The 20,406-nt window shown below is 69.7% G+C and carries 15 protein-coding genes; 9 read left to right on the forward strand and 6 right to left on the reverse strand.

What is annotated here, in order from left to right; genetic code table 11:
- Positions 1-514: 514 nt before the first annotated feature.
- On the forward strand, positions 515-2,134 hold the full coding sequence (locus tag IE069_RS08710) for a sodium:solute symporter family protein (RefSeq protein ID WP_189349739.1): 1,620 nt from the start codon (positions 515-517) through the stop codon (positions 2,132-2,134).
- Positions 2,135-2,264: 130 nt separating this feature from the next.
- On the opposite strand, the gene IE069_RS08715 is transcribed toward IE069_RS08710, so the two are convergent.
- The 5 genes from IE069_RS08715 to IE069_RS08735 all read right to left on the reverse strand — a co-directional run bounded on the left by IE069_RS08715 (position 2,265) and on the right by IE069_RS08735 (position 9,025).
- Positions 2,265-3,395 carry a M24 family metallopeptidase gene (locus IE069_RS08715; protein ID WP_189349740.1) on the reverse strand — a complete coding sequence of 377 codons (1,131 nt, stop codon included), beginning with the start codon at positions 3,393-3,395 and terminating at the stop codon, positions 2,265-2,267.
- Between the two features lie 19 nt (positions 3,396-3,414).
- Positions 3,415-5,580 carry a DUF6807 family protein gene (locus IE069_RS08720; protein WP_189349741.1) on the reverse strand — a complete coding sequence of 722 codons (2,166 nt, stop codon included), beginning with the start codon at positions 5,578-5,580 and terminating at the stop codon, positions 3,415-3,417.
- Positions 5,581-5,661: 81 nt separating this feature from the next.
- Positions 5,662-6,585 carry a sugar phosphate isomerase/epimerase family protein gene (locus IE069_RS08725; protein ID WP_189349742.1) on the reverse strand — a complete coding sequence of 308 codons (924 nt, stop codon included), beginning with the start codon at positions 6,583-6,585 and terminating at the stop codon, positions 5,662-5,664.
- Positions 6,582-7,835, reverse strand: coding sequence for a dihydrodipicolinate synthase family protein (locus IE069_RS08730; protein ID WP_189349768.1), 1,254 nt, complete (start codon positions 7,833-7,835; stop codon positions 6,582-6,584). Before IE069_RS08730 ends, IE069_RS08725 begins: the two co-directional genes overlap by 4 nt.
- 23 nt (positions 7,836-7,858) lie before the next feature.
- Positions 7,859-9,025, reverse strand: coding sequence for a Gfo/Idh/MocA family protein (locus tag IE069_RS08735; RefSeq protein ID WP_189349743.1), 1,167 nt, complete (start codon positions 9,023-9,025; stop codon positions 7,859-7,861).
- 145 nt (positions 9,026-9,170) lie between these two features.
- On the opposite strand from IE069_RS08735, the gene IE069_RS08740 reads away from it, so the two are divergent.
- From IE069_RS08740 to IE069_RS08770, 7 genes are all read left to right on the forward strand, one after another.
- The gene (locus IE069_RS08740; RefSeq protein ID WP_189349744.1) at positions 9,171-10,184 is read left to right on the forward strand and encodes a LacI family DNA-binding transcriptional regulator; all 1,014 of its coding nucleotides are present in this window, start codon (positions 9,171-9,173) and stop codon (positions 10,182-10,184) included.
- 147 nt (positions 10,185-10,331) lie between these two features.
- On the forward strand, positions 10,332-11,648 hold the full coding sequence (locus IE069_RS08745) for an ABC transporter substrate-binding protein (protein ID WP_229791036.1): 1,317 nt from the start codon (positions 10,332-10,334) through the stop codon (positions 11,646-11,648).
- Between the two features lie 112 nt (positions 11,649-11,760).
- Entirely contained in the window at positions 11,761-13,641 is a 1,881-nt protein-coding gene (locus tag IE069_RS08750) for a DUF2264 domain-containing protein (RefSeq protein ID WP_189349746.1), read from the forward strand.
- Positions 13,638-14,408, forward strand: coding sequence for a sugar phosphate isomerase/epimerase family protein (locus tag IE069_RS08755; RefSeq protein ID WP_189349747.1), 771 nt, complete (start codon positions 13,638-13,640; stop codon positions 14,406-14,408). Before IE069_RS08750 ends, IE069_RS08755 begins: the two co-directional genes overlap by 4 nt.
- A 284-nt stretch (positions 14,409-14,692) precedes the next feature.
- Complete coding sequence (locus IE069_RS08760; RefSeq protein ID WP_229791037.1) at positions 14,693-16,006, forward strand: ABC transporter substrate-binding protein; 1,314 nt, start codon at positions 14,693-14,695, stop codon at positions 16,004-16,006.
- Between the two features lie 208 nt (positions 16,007-16,214).
- Complete coding sequence (locus IE069_RS08765; RefSeq protein WP_229791038.1) at positions 16,215-17,546, forward strand: ABC transporter substrate-binding protein; 1,332 nt, start codon at positions 16,215-16,217, stop codon at positions 17,544-17,546.
- A gap of 161 nt (positions 17,547-17,707) precedes the next feature.
- Complete coding sequence (locus tag IE069_RS08770) at positions 17,708-18,727, forward strand: LacI family DNA-binding transcriptional regulator (protein ID WP_229791039.1); 1,020 nt, start codon at positions 17,708-17,710, stop codon at positions 18,725-18,727.
- Positions 18,728-19,139: 412 nt separating this feature from the next.
- On the opposite strand, the gene IE069_RS08775 is transcribed toward IE069_RS08770, so the two are convergent.
- Positions 19,140-20,081, reverse strand: coding sequence for a GlxA family transcriptional regulator (locus tag IE069_RS08775; RefSeq protein ID WP_189349748.1), 942 nt, complete (start codon positions 20,079-20,081; stop codon positions 19,140-19,142).
- A gap of 107 nt (positions 20,082-20,188) precedes the next feature.
- On the opposite strand from IE069_RS08775, the gene IE069_RS08780 reads away from it, so the two are divergent.
- Positions 20,189-20,406 (forward strand): putative quinol monooxygenase (locus tag IE069_RS08780; RefSeq protein WP_189349749.1); only part of this gene is annotated, 218 nt, incomplete at its 3' end.

Here is a 20,406-nt window from a genome sequence, read left to right on the forward strand (position 1 = left end):
GTGGGATCTGCCGCGGCGAACCCGGCGATGAAGTTGCGCTGTGTACGGTCGCCCTACGGCATGCAATGGCGCACGTGGGCAGCAGGTCGTCGGATCCGAGCTAGCGGGTGGTTGAGCAATTCGCACGAGTGGGCAGAGGGGGCCTCGCTCGGGCCTGCCGCCGATGGCCGACTGGAGCGCGAAAGCCGGTTCCGCGACGAGTTTCGCGGACTCCGTCGTGTGATTCAGATCTCATCGTTTATACAACCTCAGGTCGATGATTAGCACTTTGAACAATTCCTGTCGCTGATGTGACCGTGGTCTCATTGACTCCGATGTTCTGGAGCCATCGCACGACGCGGGGCTCCGCACGCCTCACTCGCAGTCCAACGGAGATTCTCATGTCGACCAGCTCGCTTCTTGTCGCCCTCTACTACTGTCTGACGCCGCTTATCGTCATCGGGATCGCCTGGTGGGCGGTTCGAAAGGACTACACGCCGGGAAAGTCCCCGGTGGGTGAACGGAGGCATGGCCGATGATCTTCGCCGTCGCCGTTCTCGGCAGTTTCCTCCTCTACCTGGTGATCGGCATCGTCGTCGGTCGCAAGGTCAAGAACAAATCCGACTACTATGTCGCCGGCCGGTCCGCGCCGACGCTGCTCGTCGCGGGCACGCTTGTGGCCTCGTACATGTCGACGGTCGCTTTTCTGGGAGAGTTCGGCTACGCGTTCGATGGGTTCGCCGTGCCGATGCTCCTGCTCATCGTGCTGAACATCGCAGGCTACGTCGTCGGTGTGCTCGGCTTCGGCAGATACCTGCGACGTGCCGAGGTCCTCACCGTTCCCGAGTTCTTCGGTAGACGAGTCGACTCGCAGGCGGTTCGGAGCATCGCCGGCGTCATGGTGGTTCTCGGCATCGGGCTCTACCTGGTCGCGGTCACGCAGGGTCTCTCCCTGGTCATCTCCGAGCTCCTCGGCTGGCCGACGTGGGTGACCGTCATCGTCGTGTGGGTCGCCTACTCGGTCTTCACGCTGCTCTCGGGCTCCAAAGGCGTGCTCATCAACGACACGATCATGTTCCTGATCTTCACGGTCGTCGGAATTCTCGGCATGGCCTGGGTCTTCGCGCGAGCAGGCGGGCCGCAGGAGGCGATGGCAAAGATGACTGCCCTCGTCGACAAGCCTGACGGCTTGAGCTGGACCGGCGCGTCCGGTCTCGACTCTTCGTTCGGCAGCGGCGCCGAGGTCTTGATCTGGGCGCTCACGCTCGGCGTCGTCTGGATGGCCGTGGTCGCCGTCAGCCCGTGGCAGTCGAGCCGCTACCTCATGGCGAAGAACGAACACGTGGCCACCCGCAGCGGGTTCATCGCCATGACCACTGTCGGAGTCCTCTACGCTTTCCTGATGTTCGGGGCATTCGCGATCAACCTGTTCGCTCCCGATATCGACCGATCGGAGCTGGCCTTCATCTGGGCTGCTCAGAATCTCATGCCTCCCGTGCTCGGGGTACTCGCTGTGACCGGTGTCGTCGCTGCGGCCCTGTCGTCCGCTTCGACATTCCTCTCGCTGATCGGATTCAGCGCGGCAAACGACATCTTCGCCGCGCGCTCGCAAGACGGCGAGAACGAGGCCGCAGCGCTGAAGAAGTCCCGCATCGTGATGCTGTGCGCCGGCGTGGCTGTCCTTCTCGCGACGTTGTGGGCGCCCGCCGGGGTGCTCACGATCGGCTACTTCGCGGCGACACTCTTCGCGGCAGCGTGGGGCCCCCTGGCCGTCTGGTCCATACGGGGCCGCAAGCTGACCGCGGCAGGTGCTGCGTCGGGCATGATCGCGGGATTCGTCGGAGTGGGCATCCTCAACGGGATGCAGGACTTCGGAGGCATCACTCTTCCCGTATGGGCGAACCCGGTGGTGATCGGATTCGCGCTCAGCATCATGGCCACCTTGATCGGGAACCGGGTCGGTCAACACAGCGCCGCCGCGGACGCCTTCCTGCGGAAGATCCACAAGATCCCCGCGGAGGACGTGTCGACGGCACGTGTTCGGACCACCCGCCGGGTCGCCTTGGCATCGGCGACCACGTTCGTGGTGCTCCTGGGCCTTTTCATCGCCTACTACGTCGTGCCGATGTCGGATGCGGTGTCTGCGGCACCCTGACTCCTTGAAGCGGGCGCAGGTTGGTTTCGCCGCGCATCCGGCACCGACCGGGCCGGAGACAAAACGGCTCCCGTGTCCTCAGTTGAGAACACGGGAGCCGTCGTCAGAGAGCGAGTGGCGCTGCCGCCCTCTATCGGCGCAGCACCGCCGGGCGCTTCACGCCGGCGACCTCGACGCTGGGCCAGCGCGGGTCGACGCTGAGGACCTCGAGGGTTGTCTCGCCGTCGACCGCGGTGAGCAGGACCGTGTCCTCGACCTTCGCGACCAGGCCCGTGGCCGGGTCCGCGCCGGAGGGGTTCCAGGCGAAGGCCTGCTGGTCCACGATCGGATCGGTCACGCCCGGCTCGAGGCGCGGGTCGCGGCCGTTGTAGCCGGCGGCCCCGCCCTGGTGGTGCAGCGTCCACTCGTCGTCGGCGAAGCCGTGCGCCGGGTAGGACGCCTGGATGGCCGGCAGCACGGCGTCCATCGTGGCGCCCGGGGCGAGCTGGGCGAAGATGTCCGCCTCCACCTCGAGGATGCGCGCGTCCAGGTCCTCCTCGCCGTCCAGAGGCTCGCCGAACGTGACCCAGCGGGTGACGTTCGCGATGAGGCCGTGGCGCCGCGCGCAAACGACCGCCATGGCGCGGCGGCCGATCGGCGCGTCGGTGGGCAGCGGGTGCCGGTGCTCCGCGCGGGAGGCTCCGGAGACCAGCAGGACCACGGGGTCGGCGCCGAACTCGATGATCCGCCGCCCCAGTTCCGAGGCGAGCTCCATCTCCGTGGTCTCCTCGGTCACCTCCGTCAGCACGTCGGTGAGGGCGGCCGCGGCGTCCCGGCACAGGCTGCGGTAGCGCTCGACCTCGACCGGCAGCAGCGACGCGCGGGCCGCCCGCAGCTCGTCGCCGACGGCGTCTTCGGCCAGCACCACCCAGTCGTTCGCCTGCGGGTACCAGGAGGCCAGGTCGGCCAGGTTCCCGTGCCACGGCAGCTCGTGCACGGTGACCCCGTCGGTGCCGCCGAGCTCCTCGGCCTGCAGGCGCGCGGACTCGTTGACGAACAGGCCGACCTCGGCCCCGCCGCGGTGCACCAGAGCCGCCGCGATGGGCGCCCCGGCGAGCGAGATGTGGACGCGGGAGCCGCCCAGGTACCAGGTCAGGGCGGCGGTGGAGGTCAGCAGCACGGCGTCCGCCTGGTGCGATTCCAGGATCTCGACGACCCGTGCCTGTTTGGCGGCGTGCTCGGTGGCCAGCTTGTCGAACTCTTCGGTGGGCAGGATGCTCATGATGACTTTCGGTAGGAGGTCAGCGGGTGGATGCGGCGGTGGCGGGGGAGGCCGCGGAGCCGGCGGTGCGTGCCGGCGCGGCGGCGAGCAGCCGTTCGATCTCCTCGCGGTCGTACCGGCCGTCGAGGACGAGCGTGCGCACACGGCGGCGGACCGGGACTCCGGGCTCGGCGATGACGGGGGCGTCCCACGCCAGCGAGGCGCCGACGCCCGGGTAGCCGGCGCAGCGGACGAACCACGGGTCCGCGTCCGCGGAGACGAACACGAGCGTCGCCGGGCCGCGCCCCGAGCCGGCTTCGGGCTCGGCTGAGGTGCCGGCCAGCGGGTGGCCGTCGTTCGAGTCGAAGTCCGCGGTGACGGCGAGCCAGTCGCTGACCGTGCCGTGCACCGCCTCCTCGCCCGCCGCGTCGGCGGTGAAGATGTCCGCGTCGGCGATCGCCGGCAGGCGCCAGAAGAACCCGCCGTAGCCGCCGCCGGCGCGCCCGTTCGAACCGGGGCTGCCGAGGGACACCGGCCGGTCGACGGCGGGGGTGAGCGAGAAGTCGACGTCGAGCTCCCAGCCGGCCGCGCCGCCGTCGCGGACGTACCGCGTGCGGACCTGGCGGTCCTCGGCGAGGAGGGCGGCGCCGTCGTGCCCGACCCATTCGAGCCGCGCCCGGAGGCGCTGGCCGCACGTGCCGGCCTCGTCGGCGTCGTCGATGACGGACTCGGAGACGGTGCGGATGCGGCCGTGGTCCGCGCGCCAGACGTAGCGGCCGGCGTCGCGGGTAAAGGTTCGCCCGCCCCAGAAGTTGCAGCCGTCGACGTCCTGCAGGGCCACCGAGACGCCGAGGTGCCAGGTGTGGTCAAGCGGCTGCTGGTCGGTGACGACGACGCCGGAGAGCGTGCGCACCCGGTCCAGGAACGGGCGGGGCCCGTTGGTCGCGGAGATGTCCTTGCCGGTGCGCAGGTCGGCGATCCGCACCGGGAGGGCGGACCCGGCGGGCGTGACCGCGAGCGTGCCGGAGGAGGCCGGGGGCGCGGCCCAGGGGGCGCCGAGGGAGGAGAACGTGGTCGTGCCCTTGACGGCCCGGTCGATCAGCTGGTCGATGTGCGGGACCACGGGGTGCTCGTCGTCGCCCTCGCCCTCGAACGTGACGTGCTCGGGGCGGATCTGCGCCGGGGCGTCAGCCGTGCGGATGGCCTCCAGCACGCGCATGAACGCCCCCGTGCTCGCCAGCGGCGAGAGCAGGGCGTCCGCGGCGCCGGCGCGCACGTCGATGAGGTTCTCGAGCAGGTTGGTGCGCCCGAACGTGGTCCGGCCGCCGCGGCCGGCCGCCGGAGCGTCCGGGTTCGGCGTGATGACCAGCTCGTCGCGCGTGTAGTAGAGGACGGCCTCGCCCTCGGTGCCGTAGATCGTGATCCAGGGGTCGTTCGTCTCGACCGCGCACACCGTGAGCGCGCACGTGACGTCGACGCCGGCCGTGGTCTTCAGCCGGATGGTGGTGGTGTCGTCGGCCTCGATCCGGTGCGCGTGGTGCAGTTCGGTCGCCAGTTCTGCGACGTCGTCGGCCGCCTTGGCGCCGGCGATGTGCAGGGCCGTCTGGACGGCGTGGGCGAGCGGGTTGGTGGCGACACCGTCGACCACCTGCACGCCGTTCAGCACGCGGTGACCGGCCCAGGGGGCGCGGTCGTAGTAGCTGCGGGTGCGGATCCAGTTGCCGCTCGCGCCGACGCTGCGCAGCGTCCCGATGGGCCCCTCGGAGCCGTCGGCGGGGGAGAGGATCTCAGCGATCTCGTCGAGGGCGTGGGAGCCGATCGACTGGAAGCCGACCTGCACGCGCGCCCCGGCGGCGTCGGCCGCGGCCAGGAGTGCGGTGTACTGCTCGAGCGTCGCCGTCGGCGGCTTCTCCAGGTACAGGTCGGCGCCGAACTCGAGGGCGCGCAGGGCGAGGTCGTAATGGGTGTTGATGGGGGTGGAGACGATCACGACGTCGGGGCGCAGCCCGGCGTCGGCGACCTCGTCGAGCGAGGTGAAGACCGGGGTGTCCGCGCCGCGGACCTCGGGGCCCGGGTCGTTGAAATCGACGCCCGCGAGCAGCCGCATCTTGCCGAGGGCGACGAGGCGCTCGATGTTGATCAGGTGCTGCCGGCCGAAGCCGTTCAGTCCCACCAGTACGACGCCGGCCGGCTGCTTCTGTGCCATCTCTTACCTCTTCGTTCGTCTCGGTCGTTCGTCGGTGCCCGCCCCGGCGCGTGCCGGGGCGGGGACCACCAGAACACCGGCTCAGAGGCCGGCGGCGGCGTTGGCGGGCGCGTTGGCGCCGGCCGCTTCCAGGTGCGGGAGCACGAGCTCCGCGTACCGTTCCTTCATCGTGGCCAGGGTGGTCTTCGCGTCCTGGTTGTTGATCTCCGCGTTGAAGATCTCCACCTCGACGGGGCCGGTGTAGCCGGCCTGAGCCGTCCACGCGGACAGCGACGCGAAGTCGATGTACCCGTCACCCATCATGCCGCGTGATTTCAGTGCGTCAGAAGCGATCGGCAGGTTGAAATCGCACACCTGGTAGCTGGCGAGCCGGCCCTCGGCCCCGGCGCGAGCGATCTGCTCGCGCACCTGCGGGTCCCAGTAGACGTGGAACGTGTCCACGACGACGGCGACCGCGTCGGCCGGCAGCGGCGCGGTGATGTCGAGCGCCTGTCCGAGCGTCGAGAGGACGGCCCGGTCGGCCGCGTACATCGGGTGCAGCGGCTCGAGCACCAGCTTGACGCCGTGCTCCTGCGCGTACGGCACCAGCTCGGCGAGCCGGTCGCCCACGCGGGCGCGGGCGCCGGCGATGTCCTTGTCAGCACGGTCGCCCTCGCCGCCGAGCACGTGGGCCGCCGCGGGCAGGCCGCCGACCACCATGATCAGGCTGTCGGTGCCGATGGTCGCGGCCTCGCGGATCGCCGCCCGATTGGATTCCAGCGCGGCGGCCCGGGCCTGCGGTCCCGTGGCCGTGAGGAAGCCCCCGCGGCAGAGGGTCGAGGCCTTGAGCCCGGCCTCGGCGATGATCTTCGCCGCGGCCTCGGCGCCGCCGGCGCCGTCGAGCAGGTGGCGCCACGGGCCGATGTGTGTCAGCCCGGCCTCGGCGGTGGCCTCGACGGCCTGGCGCAGGTCCAGGTTCGGCGTGGTGCCCGTGTTCAGCGCGAGCGGGAAGTCGGCGGCGCTCATGCGTCGGCCCCCTTCTGGTCGATGCCGTACACGGCCAGCAGCTGGCGCATGCGCCCGGCCGCGAGCTCCGGCTTCAGCAGCAGACCGGCCCGGTCGGCGAGTACGAACGTGTGGGCGAGGTGGGCGATCGAGCGGCCCGAGTGCAGACCGCCGACCATCTGGAACCCGGGCTGGTGGCCGTTCAGCCACGCCAGGAACGCGATGCCCGTCTTGTAGTAGAGCGTCGGCGCGGAGAAGATGTGCTGGCCGAGCTCGCGGGTCGAGTCGAGGATCGCGCGGCCGCGCTCGTCCTCGCCGGCGTCGTACGCCTGCAGCGCCGTCGACGCCGCCGGGTAGATCGCCGCGAAGATGCCCAGCAGGGCGTCCGAGTGCAACTCGCCGTCGCCGTGGATGAGCTCCGGGTAGTTGAAGTCGTCACCGGTGTAGAGGCGGACGCCCGCCGGCAGGGCCGCGCGCAGCCGGGTCTCGTGCTCGGCGTCCAGCAGCGACACCTTCACGCCGTCGACCTTCTCCGCGTGCTCCGTGATCAGCTGCAGGAAGGTCTCCGTGGCGGCGGCGACGTCGTCGCTGCCCCAGTAGCCGGCCAGCGCCGGGTCGAACATCGGGCCGAGCCAGTGCAGGATGACCGGCTGCTTCGCCGCGGTTAGCAGCTTGGAGTAGACGCCCAGGTAGTCCTCGGGGCTCGTGGCGACCTTGGCGAGGGCGCGCGAGCACATGATGATCGTCTTCGCGCCGGAGGCCTCGACGACGTCGAGCATCTCGAGGTAGGCGCCCGTCACGGCCGCCAGGCCCGCGGGTCCGGCGGAGACGGCGGCCGGGTCCAGCTGGTCGGTGCCGGCGCCGCAGGAGACGAGGTCGCGGACGGTCTTGCCGGCCAGCGCCGGGTACGTCCCCGAGGCGACGACGTCGGCCGCCTCGGCCGCGGAGCGCCGGATCAGCTCGCAGGTGGCCGCGTAGTCGAGGCCCATGCCGCGCTGGGCGGTGTCCATGGCGTCGGCGACGCCGAGCCCGTAGGACCACAGCTCGTGGCGGTAGGCCAGCGTCGCGTCCCAGTCGAGCTCGGCCGCCGCTCCCGGGGTGTTGTCCGCCGTCACGACCGGCACGACGTGCGCGGCCGCGTAGACGTGGCGGGAGGTGATCGGCGTGCTCGGCCGCGTGAAGGGGCCGAGCTCCGGGTGCGCCGATCCGGTCATCCGGTACTCGTGGGTGCCGCCGGCGGCGGAGAACGCCGGCAGGGTGAGGGCGGGCAGCGAGGTCAGGGTCGTCGTCGTACTCACAGCGAGATCTCCGGGACGTCGAGGGTGCGGCGCTCGGCGGCCGACTGCAGGCCCAGCTCGGCGAGCTGGACGCCGCGGGCGGCCGAGAGCAGGCCGAAGCGGTGCTCGCGGCCGGCGACGGCGTCGGCGAGGAACTCCTCCCACTGCAGCTTGAAGCCGTTGTCGAGGTCGCCGTTCGCCGGGACCTCGGACCACTGGTCGCGGAACGACTCCGTGACCGGTAGGTCCGGGTTCCAGACCGGCTTGGGGGTGTGGGCGCGCTGCTGGGCGACGCACTTGTTCAGGCCCGCGACGGCGGAACCGTGGGTGCCGTCGATCTGGAACTCGACCAGCTCGTCGCGGTAGACGCGGACGGCCCAGGAGGAGTTGATCTGCGCGACGACGTCGTCTCCATTCGGGGTCTCGAGCTCGAAGATGCCGTAGGCGGCGTCGTCGGCGGTCGCGTCGTAGGCCTCGCCCTTCTCGTCCCAGCGGGTCGGGATGTGGGTGGCGGTCTTGGAGTTCACGGACTTCACCTTGCCGATGATGCCCTCCATGACGTAGTTCCAGTGGCAGTACATGTCGGTGGTCATCGACCCGCCGTCGGCCAGCCGGTAGTTCCAGGACGGGCGCTGGGCCTCCTGGATCTCGCCCTCGAAGACCCAGTAGCCGAACTCGCCGCGCATCGAGAGGATGCGGCCGAAGAAGCCCTCGTCCACCAGACGGCGCAGCTTGACCAGGCCGGGCAGGTAGAGCTTGTCGTGCACGACGCCGGCGGTGATGCCGGCCGTCTGCGCCTGGCGGGCCAGGTCGACGGCCTCGGTCAGGGTCTCGGCGGTCGGCTTCTCCGTGAAGACGTGCTTCCCGGCGGCGATGGCCTTGGAGAGCGTCTGGTAGCGCAGGGACGTCATCGAGGCGTCGAAGACGACGTCGACGGAGGGGTCGTTGATCATCGCGTCGAGGTCGGTGGTGTAGTGCTCGACGTCGTGCAGCTCGGCCAGTTCCTTGATCTTGGCTTCGTTGCGGCCGATCAGGATGGGTTCCACCGTCACGCGGGAGCCGTCGGCCAGCGTGATGCCGCCCTGGTCGCGGATCGGGAGGATCGAGCGGAGCAGGTGCTGGCGGTAGCCCATGCGGCCGGTGATGCCGTTCATGGCGATGCGAAGGACACGGGTCTCGGACATGTCGGGACTCCTCGGAGGTGATCTAGAATAAACGAATAGATGGGAATGCGCTTTCCAAGGTAGTGTCGAGGTGATCAACGTGTCAACTGTCACACGAGAGAAATCGTGGCCCCGTCGTTCTCCGGGCCGGAAGGGAGGCCAGGCAATGGCTGTTCGGCTCGCCGACGTAGCGAAGGAGGCCGGGGTCTCCCAGGCCACCGCCTCGCGCGTCCTCAATGGATCCAAGCGCAAGCCGTCGGAGGAGATCGCCGACCGCGTGCGCTCCGCGGCCGAGCGCCTCGGCTATTTCCCCAACGCGCAGGCGCAGGCGCTGGCCCGCAGCACCGCGGGCCTGGTCGGGCTGATCGTGCACGACATCGCGGACCCCTACTTCTCGTCGATCGCCCGCGGTGTGCAGCACGGGCTCGACGGAACCGGGGTTCAGCTGCTGCTCAGCAGCACGGGCCGCGACCCCGACGTCGAGCTGGGCGCGGTGCGCTCCTTCCTGTCCCACCGGACCGACGCGATCCTGCTCGCCGGCTCGCGCGGCATGTCCGGTGACGACGAGCTGGCCGCTGCCCTCACGAGGTACCAGGAGAACGGCGGCAAGGTCGTCATGATCGGGCAGCCGCTCGCGCTCGCCGGCGGAATTCAGCTCGACAACCAGGGGGCGGCGGCCGAACTTGCTCAGGAACTGCTCAAGCTCGGCCACCGGCGCTTCGCCGTCCTGTCAGGCGACCAGTCGCTCGCGACGGCCCGGGACCGCGTGTCCGGGTTCGTGGAGAAGCTCGAGTCCTCCGGGATCGCCCCCGTCGTCGTGCGGGAGGGCGCCTTCACCCGCGACGGCGGCTACCTGGAGATGGCGGACCTGCTCCGGTCGAACGACCTGGACCTCGAGTCCGGCCAGGTGTGCGTCTTCTGCGCGAACGACGTCATGGCCCTCGGGGCGATGACGGCGATCCGCGAGAGCGGCCTGCGCGTCCCGGAGGATGTCGCCGTCGCCGGATTCGACGACATCCCCACGCTGGGGGACCTCGTCCCGTCCGTGACCACCGTGCGGCTGCCGCTGGAGGAGATCGGCCGGATGGCGGGGGAGTTCGTCCTCGCCGACGGCGACGACCAGCGCCGGTTCGTCGTCTCCGGCCATCCGGTGCTGCGCGAGAGCACCAGAAAAGTCTGACGGACCCCTTGACGGGTGACCCAGGTCACTCGTAATCTAGCTGGGAAATCGCTTTCCCAGCTCATTCAAACCTAAAGTGAACGTTCTCGTGAACGTTCATTTCGGAGGTGGGGAGTGTTCGGATCCATGCATGGAGGAGGAATCAGGGTGGAACAGGTACAGGCAGCACATCCGGGGAAACGACGTGTCTGGCTGGCCCGGGCGGCCGCCGTCGCGGCGATCTCGGCGCTCGCACTCACGGCTTGCGGCGGCGGGGGAGTAGCATCCGAGGGCGGCGAGGGGGAGACGGTCTCCCTGCGGTTCTCGTGGTGGGGGTCGGACTCGCGGTCCCAGAACACCATGGCCATCATCGAGAAGTTCGAGGCGGAGAACCCGGACATCGACATTCAGCCCGAGCCCAACAGCTTCAGCGGCTACTGGGACAAGCTGGCGACCCAGTCTGCCGCCAGCGATGCCCCGGATGTCATGCAGATGGACCTGTCCTACTTCCGCGAGTACGCGGATCGCGGCGTGCTGCGTGACCTGCCGGACGTCGACACGTCCAAGATCAGCGAGGATCTGCTGTCTCAGGGCAGGACCGATGAGGGCCAGTTCGGCATCCCGACCGGCTTCGCCTCGATCGCGATGATGGCCCACCCGGGTGTCTTCGAGGAGGCCGGCCTGGAACTTCCGGACGACACGACCTGGACGTGGGAGGACTTCGGCGAGATCACCCGGGAGATCGGCGAGAAGGTCGAGGGCGGATACGGTTCGACCTCGCCGTTCGAGCCGGTCGGAGGGTTCATGAACTGGCTGCGCCAGCAGGACCAGCACATGACCACGGAGGAGGGCGAGCTCGGGTTCGACGAGGCCGACCTGCAGGAGTACCTCGAATTCCAGAAGGCCTTCGTGGAGAGCGGGAGCTACCCGGATCCGACGGTGATCGAGGAGGATCGGGCTGCGGGCAACGAGCGCTCGCTCCTGGCACAGGGCAAGATGGGCCTCGTCAACGGCTGGAGCAATCTGCTCCCGACCGCCTCCAAGGCCGCCGGCGTGGACATGGTTCCACTGCGGATGCCGAGCCGTACTGGCAACGTCGAGGACAACGGCTTGTGGCACCGCGTCTCGATGTTCCTCTCCGCCAGTTCGGAGACCGAGCACCCGGAGGAGGCCCAGCGCTTCATCGACTTCTTCGTCAACTCGGAAGAGGCCGGCATGGAGAACCTGACCGACCGCGGGCTGCCGGCCAACTCTGACGTTCGCGAGGCCGTCATGGCGACCCTCGAGGGCAACGAGTTGACCGCCGCCGAGTTCTTGAACGACATCGAAGACGAGGTCACTCCTCCGGAGCCTGTGCCCACCGCCGGTGCTGCCGCATTCGAGGACATCCTCCACCGCTACGAGACCGAGGTCTACATGGACCGCCAGTCCGTGGAGGAAGCCACCAGCAACGCATACGCCGAGATGCAGGCGGCCCTCGAGTAGAAACCGCCACGGGCACGATCGGACGGGGCGACGCGCCTGCACGGCGCGCCGCCCCGCGCGTTTGCCGCGAACCAGGCGAAACTTGCGACAGAGAACACCGAAGGACACCACGATGCCGCCACTGCAGCTGCCCGAATCCGATGTCGATCTCAGCCCCCACACCGGCTACACACGTGCGCACTGGGAGGCTGCGGCCGATGGCCTGCTCCACTCCGCCTGGCGATTCGCCAGCCCCGCCGGCGCGCGCCTGGACTTCCCGGGGCCGCCCTCGGGCAGCGGCCCCGCATCCGACGGACTCGAGGGGTTCGCCCGCTCGATGTTGATCGCCGCCTTCCGCGTCGCCGGCTCCGGCGGCGACGACCCGCACGGCTGGCTGGGCCGCTACGCCCGTGGACTCGCCGCCGGCACGTCGGCCCGCAGCGGCGAACGCTGGCTGCCCATCCGCGACCACGACGACGGCGGCCAGCCCCTGGTGGAGTCGGCGTCGATCGCCCTCTCGCTCCGGCTGACCCGTCCGTGGCTCTGGGACCGGCTAGAGCCCGGCGTCCAGGACGAAGCCGCCGACTGGCTGCGCGGCGCCCTGACAGCCGTTCCTGCGCCGAACAACTGGTACCTCTTCCCGGCGATGGTCGCCGGCTTCCTGGAGGCGGTCGGTCGCGGCGACACGGAGACGGTCCGCGTACGCGAACGAGCCGACCACCTGCTCGACGCCTGGTACCGGGGCGACGGGTGGTATTCCGACGGCGAGGGTCGCGCGTTCGACCACTACAACGGCTGGGCCCTGCACTTCTACCCGGTCCTCGACGCACACCTCGACGGGCGGCGGACGCACCATGCCGACCGGCTGCGCGAATTCCTCGGCACCTTCGGATACTGGTTCGGGGCCGACGGGGCACCCCTCTACATGGGGCGTTCGATGACGTACCGGTTCGCGGCGTCCGCCAGCATCGCGCTCGGCGCCGTCACAGGCGACAGCCCCCTGCCCGGAGGGCAGTCGCGACGGCTGCTGAGCGGTTCCCTGAAGTACTTCCTCGACCGCGGCAGCCTCAACGGGCACGGCCTGCTCAGCCTGGGCTGGCACGGCGAGCATGCGCCGACCCTGCAGCGGTACTCCGGCCCGGCCTCGCCCCTGTGGGCGGCGAAGGCCTTCGCCTGCCTGCTGGCTCCGGCCGACGCGCCCCTGTGGACCGAGACCGAGCGCGGGGCGCCGGTCGAGCAGGGAGACAGGGTCCTCGCGTCCGAAGCCCCCGGCTTCCTCGTCCAGACCACGTCCGGGGACGGGATAGCCCGGCTGCACAACCACGGCAGCGACAAGATCCGGCCGCCGGCCGCGGCCGGCGCCGCCGGGGCCGACCCGCTCTACAACCGGCTGGGCTACTCCACTGCCTCCGGCCCCACGGACGCGCGCAACGAGGCGGACAACCACGTATCCCTGATCTGGCGCGGCCATCGGTCGGCCCGCCGGCAGATCGTCCCGATCGGCGCCGCCGCCCACGGCGACTGGGGCTGGGCCGGGTCCTGGCACCAGCCAGTCTTCGACTCCTCCTCGCCCACGGTGCCGGGGCTGCGGATCGAGAGCTACGTCGTCGTGCACGGAAACGCCGAGGTGCGGATCGACCGGGTCGTGGACGCCCTCTACGAGATGCGCGCCGAGCACACCGGCTGGGCCGTGGGCGAGGGCGGGCCGGTCTCCGAGCTCGAACCGCTCGCCGGCTGGGAGGGGGCCGGCCGGGTGATCGCCCCGGCCGGGACCGCGTTCGCGTCCTTCGCCACGATGCCGCGCCTCGGCGCGCCGGTCGCCGGCACGCGCGTGTTCGTCGCCCTCGCCCGGCTCCGCGGCGCGGACACCCCGCCCGTGGGCGTCGACGACGTGGAAGTGCACGACGACGTCGTCAGGTTCCGCTTCGATCCCGCCGGCGGCGGGGAGGGCGGCACGGCGCCGGCGATTGCCGTCGACCTCACGCGCGGCACGGTCGAGGAGGTCCGGGCATGAGCTGGAAACTGGCCGTCAGCACGCTCGGGATGCCCGGGCGGCCGCTCGCCGAATCGGCGGCGACCGCCGCGTCCTACGGATGCGCCGGGCTCGAGATCCGCGTCCATCCGGACGAGGAGCTGAACCTGGATTCGCCGGCCCCCGCACGGGACCGGGCACGCGCCACGATCGCGGACGCGGGGCTGGAGATCGCGTGCCTCGCGGGCTATTCGCGGCTCTGCGCCCCCGAGCCGGACGCCGTGGTCGTGGACGGGCTCCGCCGCCTGATCGGACTGGCTGAGGACGTGGGCGCACCGTCGATCCGCGTCTTCCCCGGCGGGACGCGCGCCGACACGGCGCGCGGTCAGCGCCGGATCGCCGCCGTCGCCGACGACCTCGGCGCCTCAGGGGTCCGGCTGCTCGTCGAGACCCACGATTCGCACCCGCGCGTGGCCGACGCCCTCCGACTCGTCGAACCCGTCGGGGACCCCGCGGTCGTCGCGCTGCTCTGGGACGCGGTGCACCCCTGGCTGGGCGGGGAGGCGCCCGGGCGGTCGCGCGAGCTGGCCGGAGACTACCTCGGATACTTCCAGGTCAAGGACCTGGCCGTGGGGGCGGAGAAGGTCCCGGTCCCGCCCGGGGCGGGCGACCTCCCCCTCGACGAGCACCGTGAAGTGCTCGCCGGCTGGTCCGGGTGGGTTTCGCTCGAGTGGGAGCTGGCCTGGTATCCGCAGATCGGGTCGGTCGAGCCCGCGCTCGCCGCTGCCCGGGAATGGGTGGGCCCCTGAGCGGGTCGCAGCGGCGTCCGAAACATGCCCGCGGATCGATAGCGCGACGTGGATTCATGCCCGGAGGGTATCGACTGATCGCCAATATGAAAGACGGAACCGCCCCATATTCCTTGACCCGTGATCGTCGTCACACCTAGATTGAACGGGAAATCGCTTTCCGGCCCGTGGGAATCTTCCGCGGCTCGCATCCTTGGTCGTCAGGCCGCGGTTGCGCGAACGGGGAGCGGGAAACTCTCGTGGTCACTCGCCGCGGGGAGAGCCATTCAACGAGGAGGATTACGGTGCACAACGTCAAAGGACAGCGCCGCACGATGGGCCGCCGACTGGCCAAGGCCGCAGCGATCGCGGCTGCGTCGACACTGGCGCTGACCGCCTGCGGCGGCGGGGGAGAAGCCGATGCCGCCGGCGGCGGCGACGGGCCGGTCGAGCTGCGCTTCAGCTGGTGGGGGTCCGACGCCCGCCACCAGACCACGCTGGAGATCATCGACGCGTTCGAGGAGGCCCACCCGGACATCGACATCCAGCCCGAGTACGGCGACTGGGGTGGCTACTGGGACAAGCTGGCCACCCAGGTCGCCTCGAGCGACGCCCCCGACATCATCCAGATGGACGACAAGTACCTGCGGGAATACGGGGACCGCGGCGCCCTGCTCGACCTCGAGGGGGTCGACGTCTCGCAGTTCGACGAGGGGACCATCGAGAACGGCACGACCGAAGACGGGCTGCTGGGCATCACGACCGGCATCAACGCCATGGTCCTGATGGCCAACCCGGACATCTTCGCGGAGGCCGGCGTCGAGCTCCCGGACGATGAGACGTGGACGTGGGAGGACTACGCGGACATCACCCGGGAGATCACCGAGAACGTCGACGGCAAGTATGGTGCGGCGGGCCCGAACGAGCCCTCCGGACTGCAGATCTGGGCCCGCCAGGCGGACAAGCACCTCATCAGCCCCGAGGGCGGTCTCGGCGTCGAGGTCTCCGACGTCGAGGACTACTTCCAGCACCATCTCGACCTGCTGGAGAACGGCTCCTACCCGGCGGCCTCCATCCTCGCCGAGGACCAGAGCCCGGGACCGGACCAGTCCCTGTCCGGCAGCGGACTCGCCGCCATGGGCGCCTGGTGGACCAACCAGCTGACCGCGCTCTCCGGTTCGGCGGGTGCGGACCTGGTGCCGCTGCGCATGCCGAGCCAGACCGGCAGCTCGTCCGACGCGGGCCTCTGGTACAAGTCCTCCATGCTGATGTCCGGCTACTCGCAGACCGATCACCCCGAGGAGGTCAAGACGTTCATCGACTTCTTCGTGAACTCGCAGGAGGCGGGCGAGCTGAACCTGACCGACCGAGGCCTGCCGTCCAACGCCGACGTCCGCGAGAACGTCGTCGCACAGCTTGAGGGCCAGGATGCCGTGTCCGCCGAGTTCATCGCGGATATCGAGGACGAGCTGGGGGCCTCCGAGCCGATCCCGGCCATGGGCTTCAGTGAACTGCAGGACATCATCTACCGCTTCGAGCTCGAGGTGTTCTTCAAGCGCCTGACCCCGGCCGAGGCCGCTGAGGCGGCGTACGCCGAGATGGAGGGTGCCCTCGGCTAGAATCCGCCTCAGACATCCCGTGCGGGGTCGGCGCCCCGGACCCTCGAGGTCCGGAGCTCCGACCCCGCACGCGTCTGACCCCGGGGCGCCGGGGCGAGGTCTCGATCCGGTAAAGGTGTGTGGCCCATCACATCAGATGCGCTATGCTGGCTGTTAAGCGACTCTGGAAAGCGCTTTCACAGCAAATAAATGAAACGTTCCAATTCTGATGAGCGCCACGCTGGCGACTCCGGGTGCGGAGCACACTGAGAAGGTGGGGAACATGAAGTTCAAGCGACTAGCACAGGCGGCCGCGATCACGGCGGTCTCGGCCGTAGCGCTCACGGCCTGCGGCGGCGACGGCGGATCCGAGGGCGAGGGCGGCGACGTCAGCCTCCGGTTCACGTGGTGGGGCTCCGACGCCCGCGCGCAGATCACCGAGGAGATCATCGCGGAGTTCGAGGCGGAGAACCCGAACATCGACATCCAGCCCGAGTACAGCGACTGGACCGGCTACTGGGACAAGCTCGCGACGCAGACCGCGGCCAACGACGCCCCGGACATCATCCAGATGGACGCGCAGTACCTGCGCGAATACGCCGACCGCGGCGCGCTGCTGGACCTCTCCGGCGTCGACGTCTCGCAGATCGAGGACCAGGTCGTGGCCAACGGCCGCACCGAGGAGGGGCTGTTCGGCATCACGACGGGCATCAACACCCCGATCATTCTCGCCAACCCGGACGTCTTCGCCGAAGCGGGCGTCGAGATGCCCGACGACACGACCTGGACGTGGGACGATTTCTCCTCCATCGCCCAGGAGATCAGTGAGAGCGGCGACGGGATCTACGGATCCGGTGCGCCGGCAGAGCCGCTCAACATCCAGGTCTGGCTGCGCCAGCAGGGCACCAACCTGACGACCGAGGACGGGCAGCTCGGCGTCACCGAGGCCCAGGCGGAGGAGTACCTGCAGCACCTGCTCGACCTCTCGCAGAGCGGTGCCTACCCGCAGGCCTCCGCGATCGCCGAGGACCAGACGGCCGCCGTCGACCAGTCGCTCGTGGGCACGGGCGCCGCCGCCATGGGAACCTACTGGTCCAACCAGCTCTCCGCCATCGGCGGCGCGTCGGGCGCCGACGTCGTCCCGCTGCGCTACCCGTCGCAGACGGGCGACTCTGCGGACGCCGGCCTCTGGTACAAGGCCTCGATGATGCTCTCCGCCTCGGCCGGATCGGATCACCCGGAGGAGGCGCAGCAGTTCATCGACTACTTCGTCAACAACGTCGATGCGGGCCTCATCGGCATGACGGAACGGGGCCTGCCGGCCAACACCGAGGTGCGGGCCGCCGTCGCCGAGGAACTGGAGGGCACGGACAAGGCCTCCGCAGAGTTCGTCGAAGAGGTCGAGCCCGAGCTCGGCGAGGCCGAGCCCGTTCCGCCGGTCGGCTTCTCGGAGATGCAGGACATCCTCGGACGCTACGAGCTCGAGGTCTACTTCGAGCGCCAGTCGCCGGCCGATGCGGCCAAGTCGATGATCGCGGAACTGGAAGCAGTGCTCGGCTGATCGGTCCCGTCGGCACCAGGTGACGATGCCGGCCCCTCTCTCCGCCTGAAACAGCGGGGAGAGGGGTCGGCATTCGTTCATGGACCCGTCACCGGAACGATGCGCACGTTCTCGTGTCGGGGGTGAAAGACTGGTCCCACGACCGCACAGGAGGACACCGCATGGCGACTGCACCGGGAACCGGGAAACGGGCCACGATCATCGAAGTGGCGAAGCTGGCCGGGGTCTCCCACCAGACGGTGTCCCGGTACCTGAGGTCGGACACGGGCATGCGGCCGGAGACCCGCGAGAAGATCCGCGACGCGATCGCCGAGCTCGGTTACCGCCCCAACATCGCCGCCCGCGCCATGCGGGACCGCCGCACCGGCCGGCTCGCGCTCCTGCTCCCGACGGATGCCGCGATCAGCGCCCTGGAGGTCCTCGAGGGGGCGACGGAGGCCGCCAGCGCCCACGGCTACGTGGTCGAGGCCGTCACCCTCGGCGGGCAGGCGGAGAAGCGGCACCTGCGCGTGCTCGAGCTCGCCGACTGCGGGCTGTTCGAGGGCCTGGTGTCGCTGACTCCGGTGCCCGAGGTCGAGCAGCTCGCGCCGACGATGTCGACACCGGTCGCCGTGGAGACCCGCTACGACGAGTCGATGCGCGGCATCGGCGAACTCGCAAACGCCTCCCGCATCACCGACCTGATCGAGGGCCTGGCGGACCGGGGTCACACGACGTTCCTGCATGTCGCCGGCAACTACACCAACACGTCGGCCCGCTACCGGCGCGACGTCTACCTGGAGACGATCGAGCGCCTGGGGCTCGTCTCGCGCGGCGTGATCGAGACCGACTGGGATCCGCAGCGGGCGCGCCACGGCATCGCGAATCTGCCTGAAGGCGCCGGGGTCACGGCAGTCATCGCCGCCAACGATCAGCTGGCGGCCGGCGTTCTCGCGGGGGCTGCGGATCGCGGGTGGAGCGTGCCGGACGACCTCAGCGTCACCGGCTGGGACAACAGCGTCGTCGGGGCCACCATGCCGCCCGGGCTGACGAGCGTGTCCGTCGACTACCGGCTGATCGGCCGCCGCGCGATCCGCCGCCTGCTCCTGCTCCTCGATGTCGAGGACCCCGGCGGGGCCGAGGATGGCAGCCTCACCGAGGTGATCTGGCGCGGTTCGACCGGGCCGGGCCCCGCCGCCTGAGCCGCGCGGCCAGAAACAGGCTCTTCCCAGATGAGGGTGCAGATCGGCCGGGCGCGTCGGTCCGCAGATAGACGTCGAGATCTCCCGACGATGGAGGTTCCTACGCCATCCATCCGAAAGACCTCGACGTGACCGACACTACCCCGCCGGCCGGCTTCGGCCGCCCTGACCTGACCGCCTTCGCGTCTTATCCCAATCGGCTCTGATCGGGTCTGCTGATCCTCTCGACGAGAACGCAGCAACATCACAGCCACCCAACCCCGACCGTTCGGGAAGCCGGGACACGTCACATGGCCTGTGCTGCGGGCGTGTCGAGTTGGTCGTCCAGGGGCGACGCAGGAGCGTCGACGCGACGTGCTGAGAGGTGGTTCCAACCGGGCGTTAGGACACCGGCTACAGGCATGGCGATAGGTCAGGAACGGCGTCGCTCCCTACGCAGGAGGGAGCGCAGAGTCTCGGCGTTCGCGTAGCCGACCCGTAGCGCGATCTCGGCGGAGGTGAGGTCCGTGGTTGCTGAGAGGTGCCGAGCTCGTTCGATGCGAAGCCGTTGGACGAAGCCGAGCGGAGTGAGGTTGAGCGCCGCACGGACTCGTCGTTCGAGGGTGCGCCGGCTGGTGCCGAGCGACTGCGCGACGAAGGCGACGTTGAACGGTTCGTCCAGGCGGGCGCGCACGAAGCGTTCGAACTCGACGACGATCGGGTCCTCGTGCCGGAGATGTTCGTAGGCGACGAAGGCCGCCTGCGACGGACGCTCGTCGATGATGAGGAGCTTGGCGACATGTTGGGCCAGGTCGGGGCTGATCGATCGCACGAGTGAGAGCGCGAGGTCGATGTGGGCGAACGCGGCGCCGGCGGTGACGAGGTTCCCGTCGACCACGACCATGGTGTCGAGATCGAGGGCGACGGTCGGATAGCGCTTCAGGAACTCCGGCCCCAGGAACCAGCTGGTCGTCGCCCTCCGATGATGCATCCGTCCGGTCTCGGCGACAGCGAACACGCCGGTGCACGCCGCGGCGATCCGGGTGGTCGCCTCGTCGAGGCGCCCGAGCGAGGCGATGACCGAACGAGCATCTCGGCTCTGGAGGGCGTCGTTGGTAGCGGCGGCCGTAAGGGTTCCAAGCGCAGGGACGACGACCACGTCGAACTCTCCGGACTCCGACAGCGGCTGGTCCACCGACAGGGTCATCGATGCCGTCGTGGTCACTCGCCGTTTCGGTCCGAGGATGGCGAGTTCGATCGGGTCGATCCGCGGGTCGACATCGCCGCGAGCTCCGTCGGCCACCCGCACGATGTCGATGATCGACGCGATAGCCGAACCGAAGCAGCCGTCGATCGCAATCAGTCCGATACGCATGACGTAAACAATAGCAATACTGCCGTATACGCCACTACCCACCGGCCCTCGCTCGTCATACACTGAACTCGTCCCACGAAGAACCACGACTTCAAGGAGAATCCCTCATGTCAACACCCGCATCACTTCCGTATGCCTTCGTCGCCAAGGTCGTCGCGGCCGATGGACAGCACGACGCGCTCGCCGATCTGCTCGCTGGCGCTGTCGCACTCGCCAACGAAGAAGTAGGAACGATTGTCTGGTTCGCGGTCAGGACCCACGCCGACACCTTCTGGATCTTCGATGCATTCCCCGACGAGGCCGCTCGCGACGCCCACGCCAACGG

This window comes from Zhihengliuella salsuginis (genome assembly GCF_014651715.1).
Taxonomy (GTDB): Bacteria; Actinomycetota; Actinomycetes; order Actinomycetales; family Micrococcaceae; genus Zhihengliuella; species Zhihengliuella salsuginis.

Excerpts from the sequence above, each read along its gene's own strand:
- IE069_RS08710 (WP_189349739.1), top strand. The coding sequence starts at position 515 with ATGATCTTCGCCGTCGCCGTTCTCGGCAGTTTCCTCCTCTACCTGGTG.
- IE069_RS08715 (WP_189349740.1), bottom strand. The coding sequence starts at position 3,395 with ATGAGCATCCTGCCCACCGAAGAGTTCGACAAGCTGGCCACCGAGCAC.
- IE069_RS08720 (WP_189349741.1), bottom strand. The coding sequence starts at position 5,580 with ATGGCACAGAAGCAGCCGGCCGGCGTCGTACTGGTGGGACTGAACGGC.
- IE069_RS08725 (WP_189349742.1), bottom strand. The coding sequence starts at position 6,585 with ATGAGCGCCGCCGACTTCCCGCTCGCGCTGAACACGGGCACCACGCCG.
- IE069_RS08735 (WP_189349743.1), bottom strand. The coding sequence starts at position 9,025 with ATGTCCGAGACCCGTGTCCTTCGCATCGCCATGAACGGCATCACCGGC.
- IE069_RS08740 (WP_189349744.1), top strand. The coding sequence starts at position 9,171 with ATGGCTGTTCGGCTCGCCGACGTAGCGAAGGAGGCCGGGGTCTCCCAG.
- IE069_RS08750 (WP_189349746.1), top strand. The coding sequence starts at position 11,761 with ATGCCGCCACTGCAGCTGCCCGAATCCGATGTCGATCTCAGCCCCCAC.
- IE069_RS08755 (WP_189349747.1), top strand. The coding sequence starts at position 13,638 with ATGAGCTGGAAACTGGCCGTCAGCACGCTCGGGATGCCCGGGCGGCCG.
- IE069_RS08765 (WP_229791038.1), top strand. The coding sequence starts at position 16,215 with ATGAGCGCCACGCTGGCGACTCCGGGTGCGGAGCACACTGAGAAGGTG.
- IE069_RS08770 (WP_229791039.1), top strand. The coding sequence starts at position 17,708 with ATGGCGACTGCACCGGGAACCGGGAAACGGGCCACGATCATCGAAGTG.
- IE069_RS08775 (WP_189349748.1), bottom strand. The coding sequence starts at position 20,081 with ATGCGTATCGGACTGATTGCGATCGACGGCTGCTTCGGTTCGGCTATC.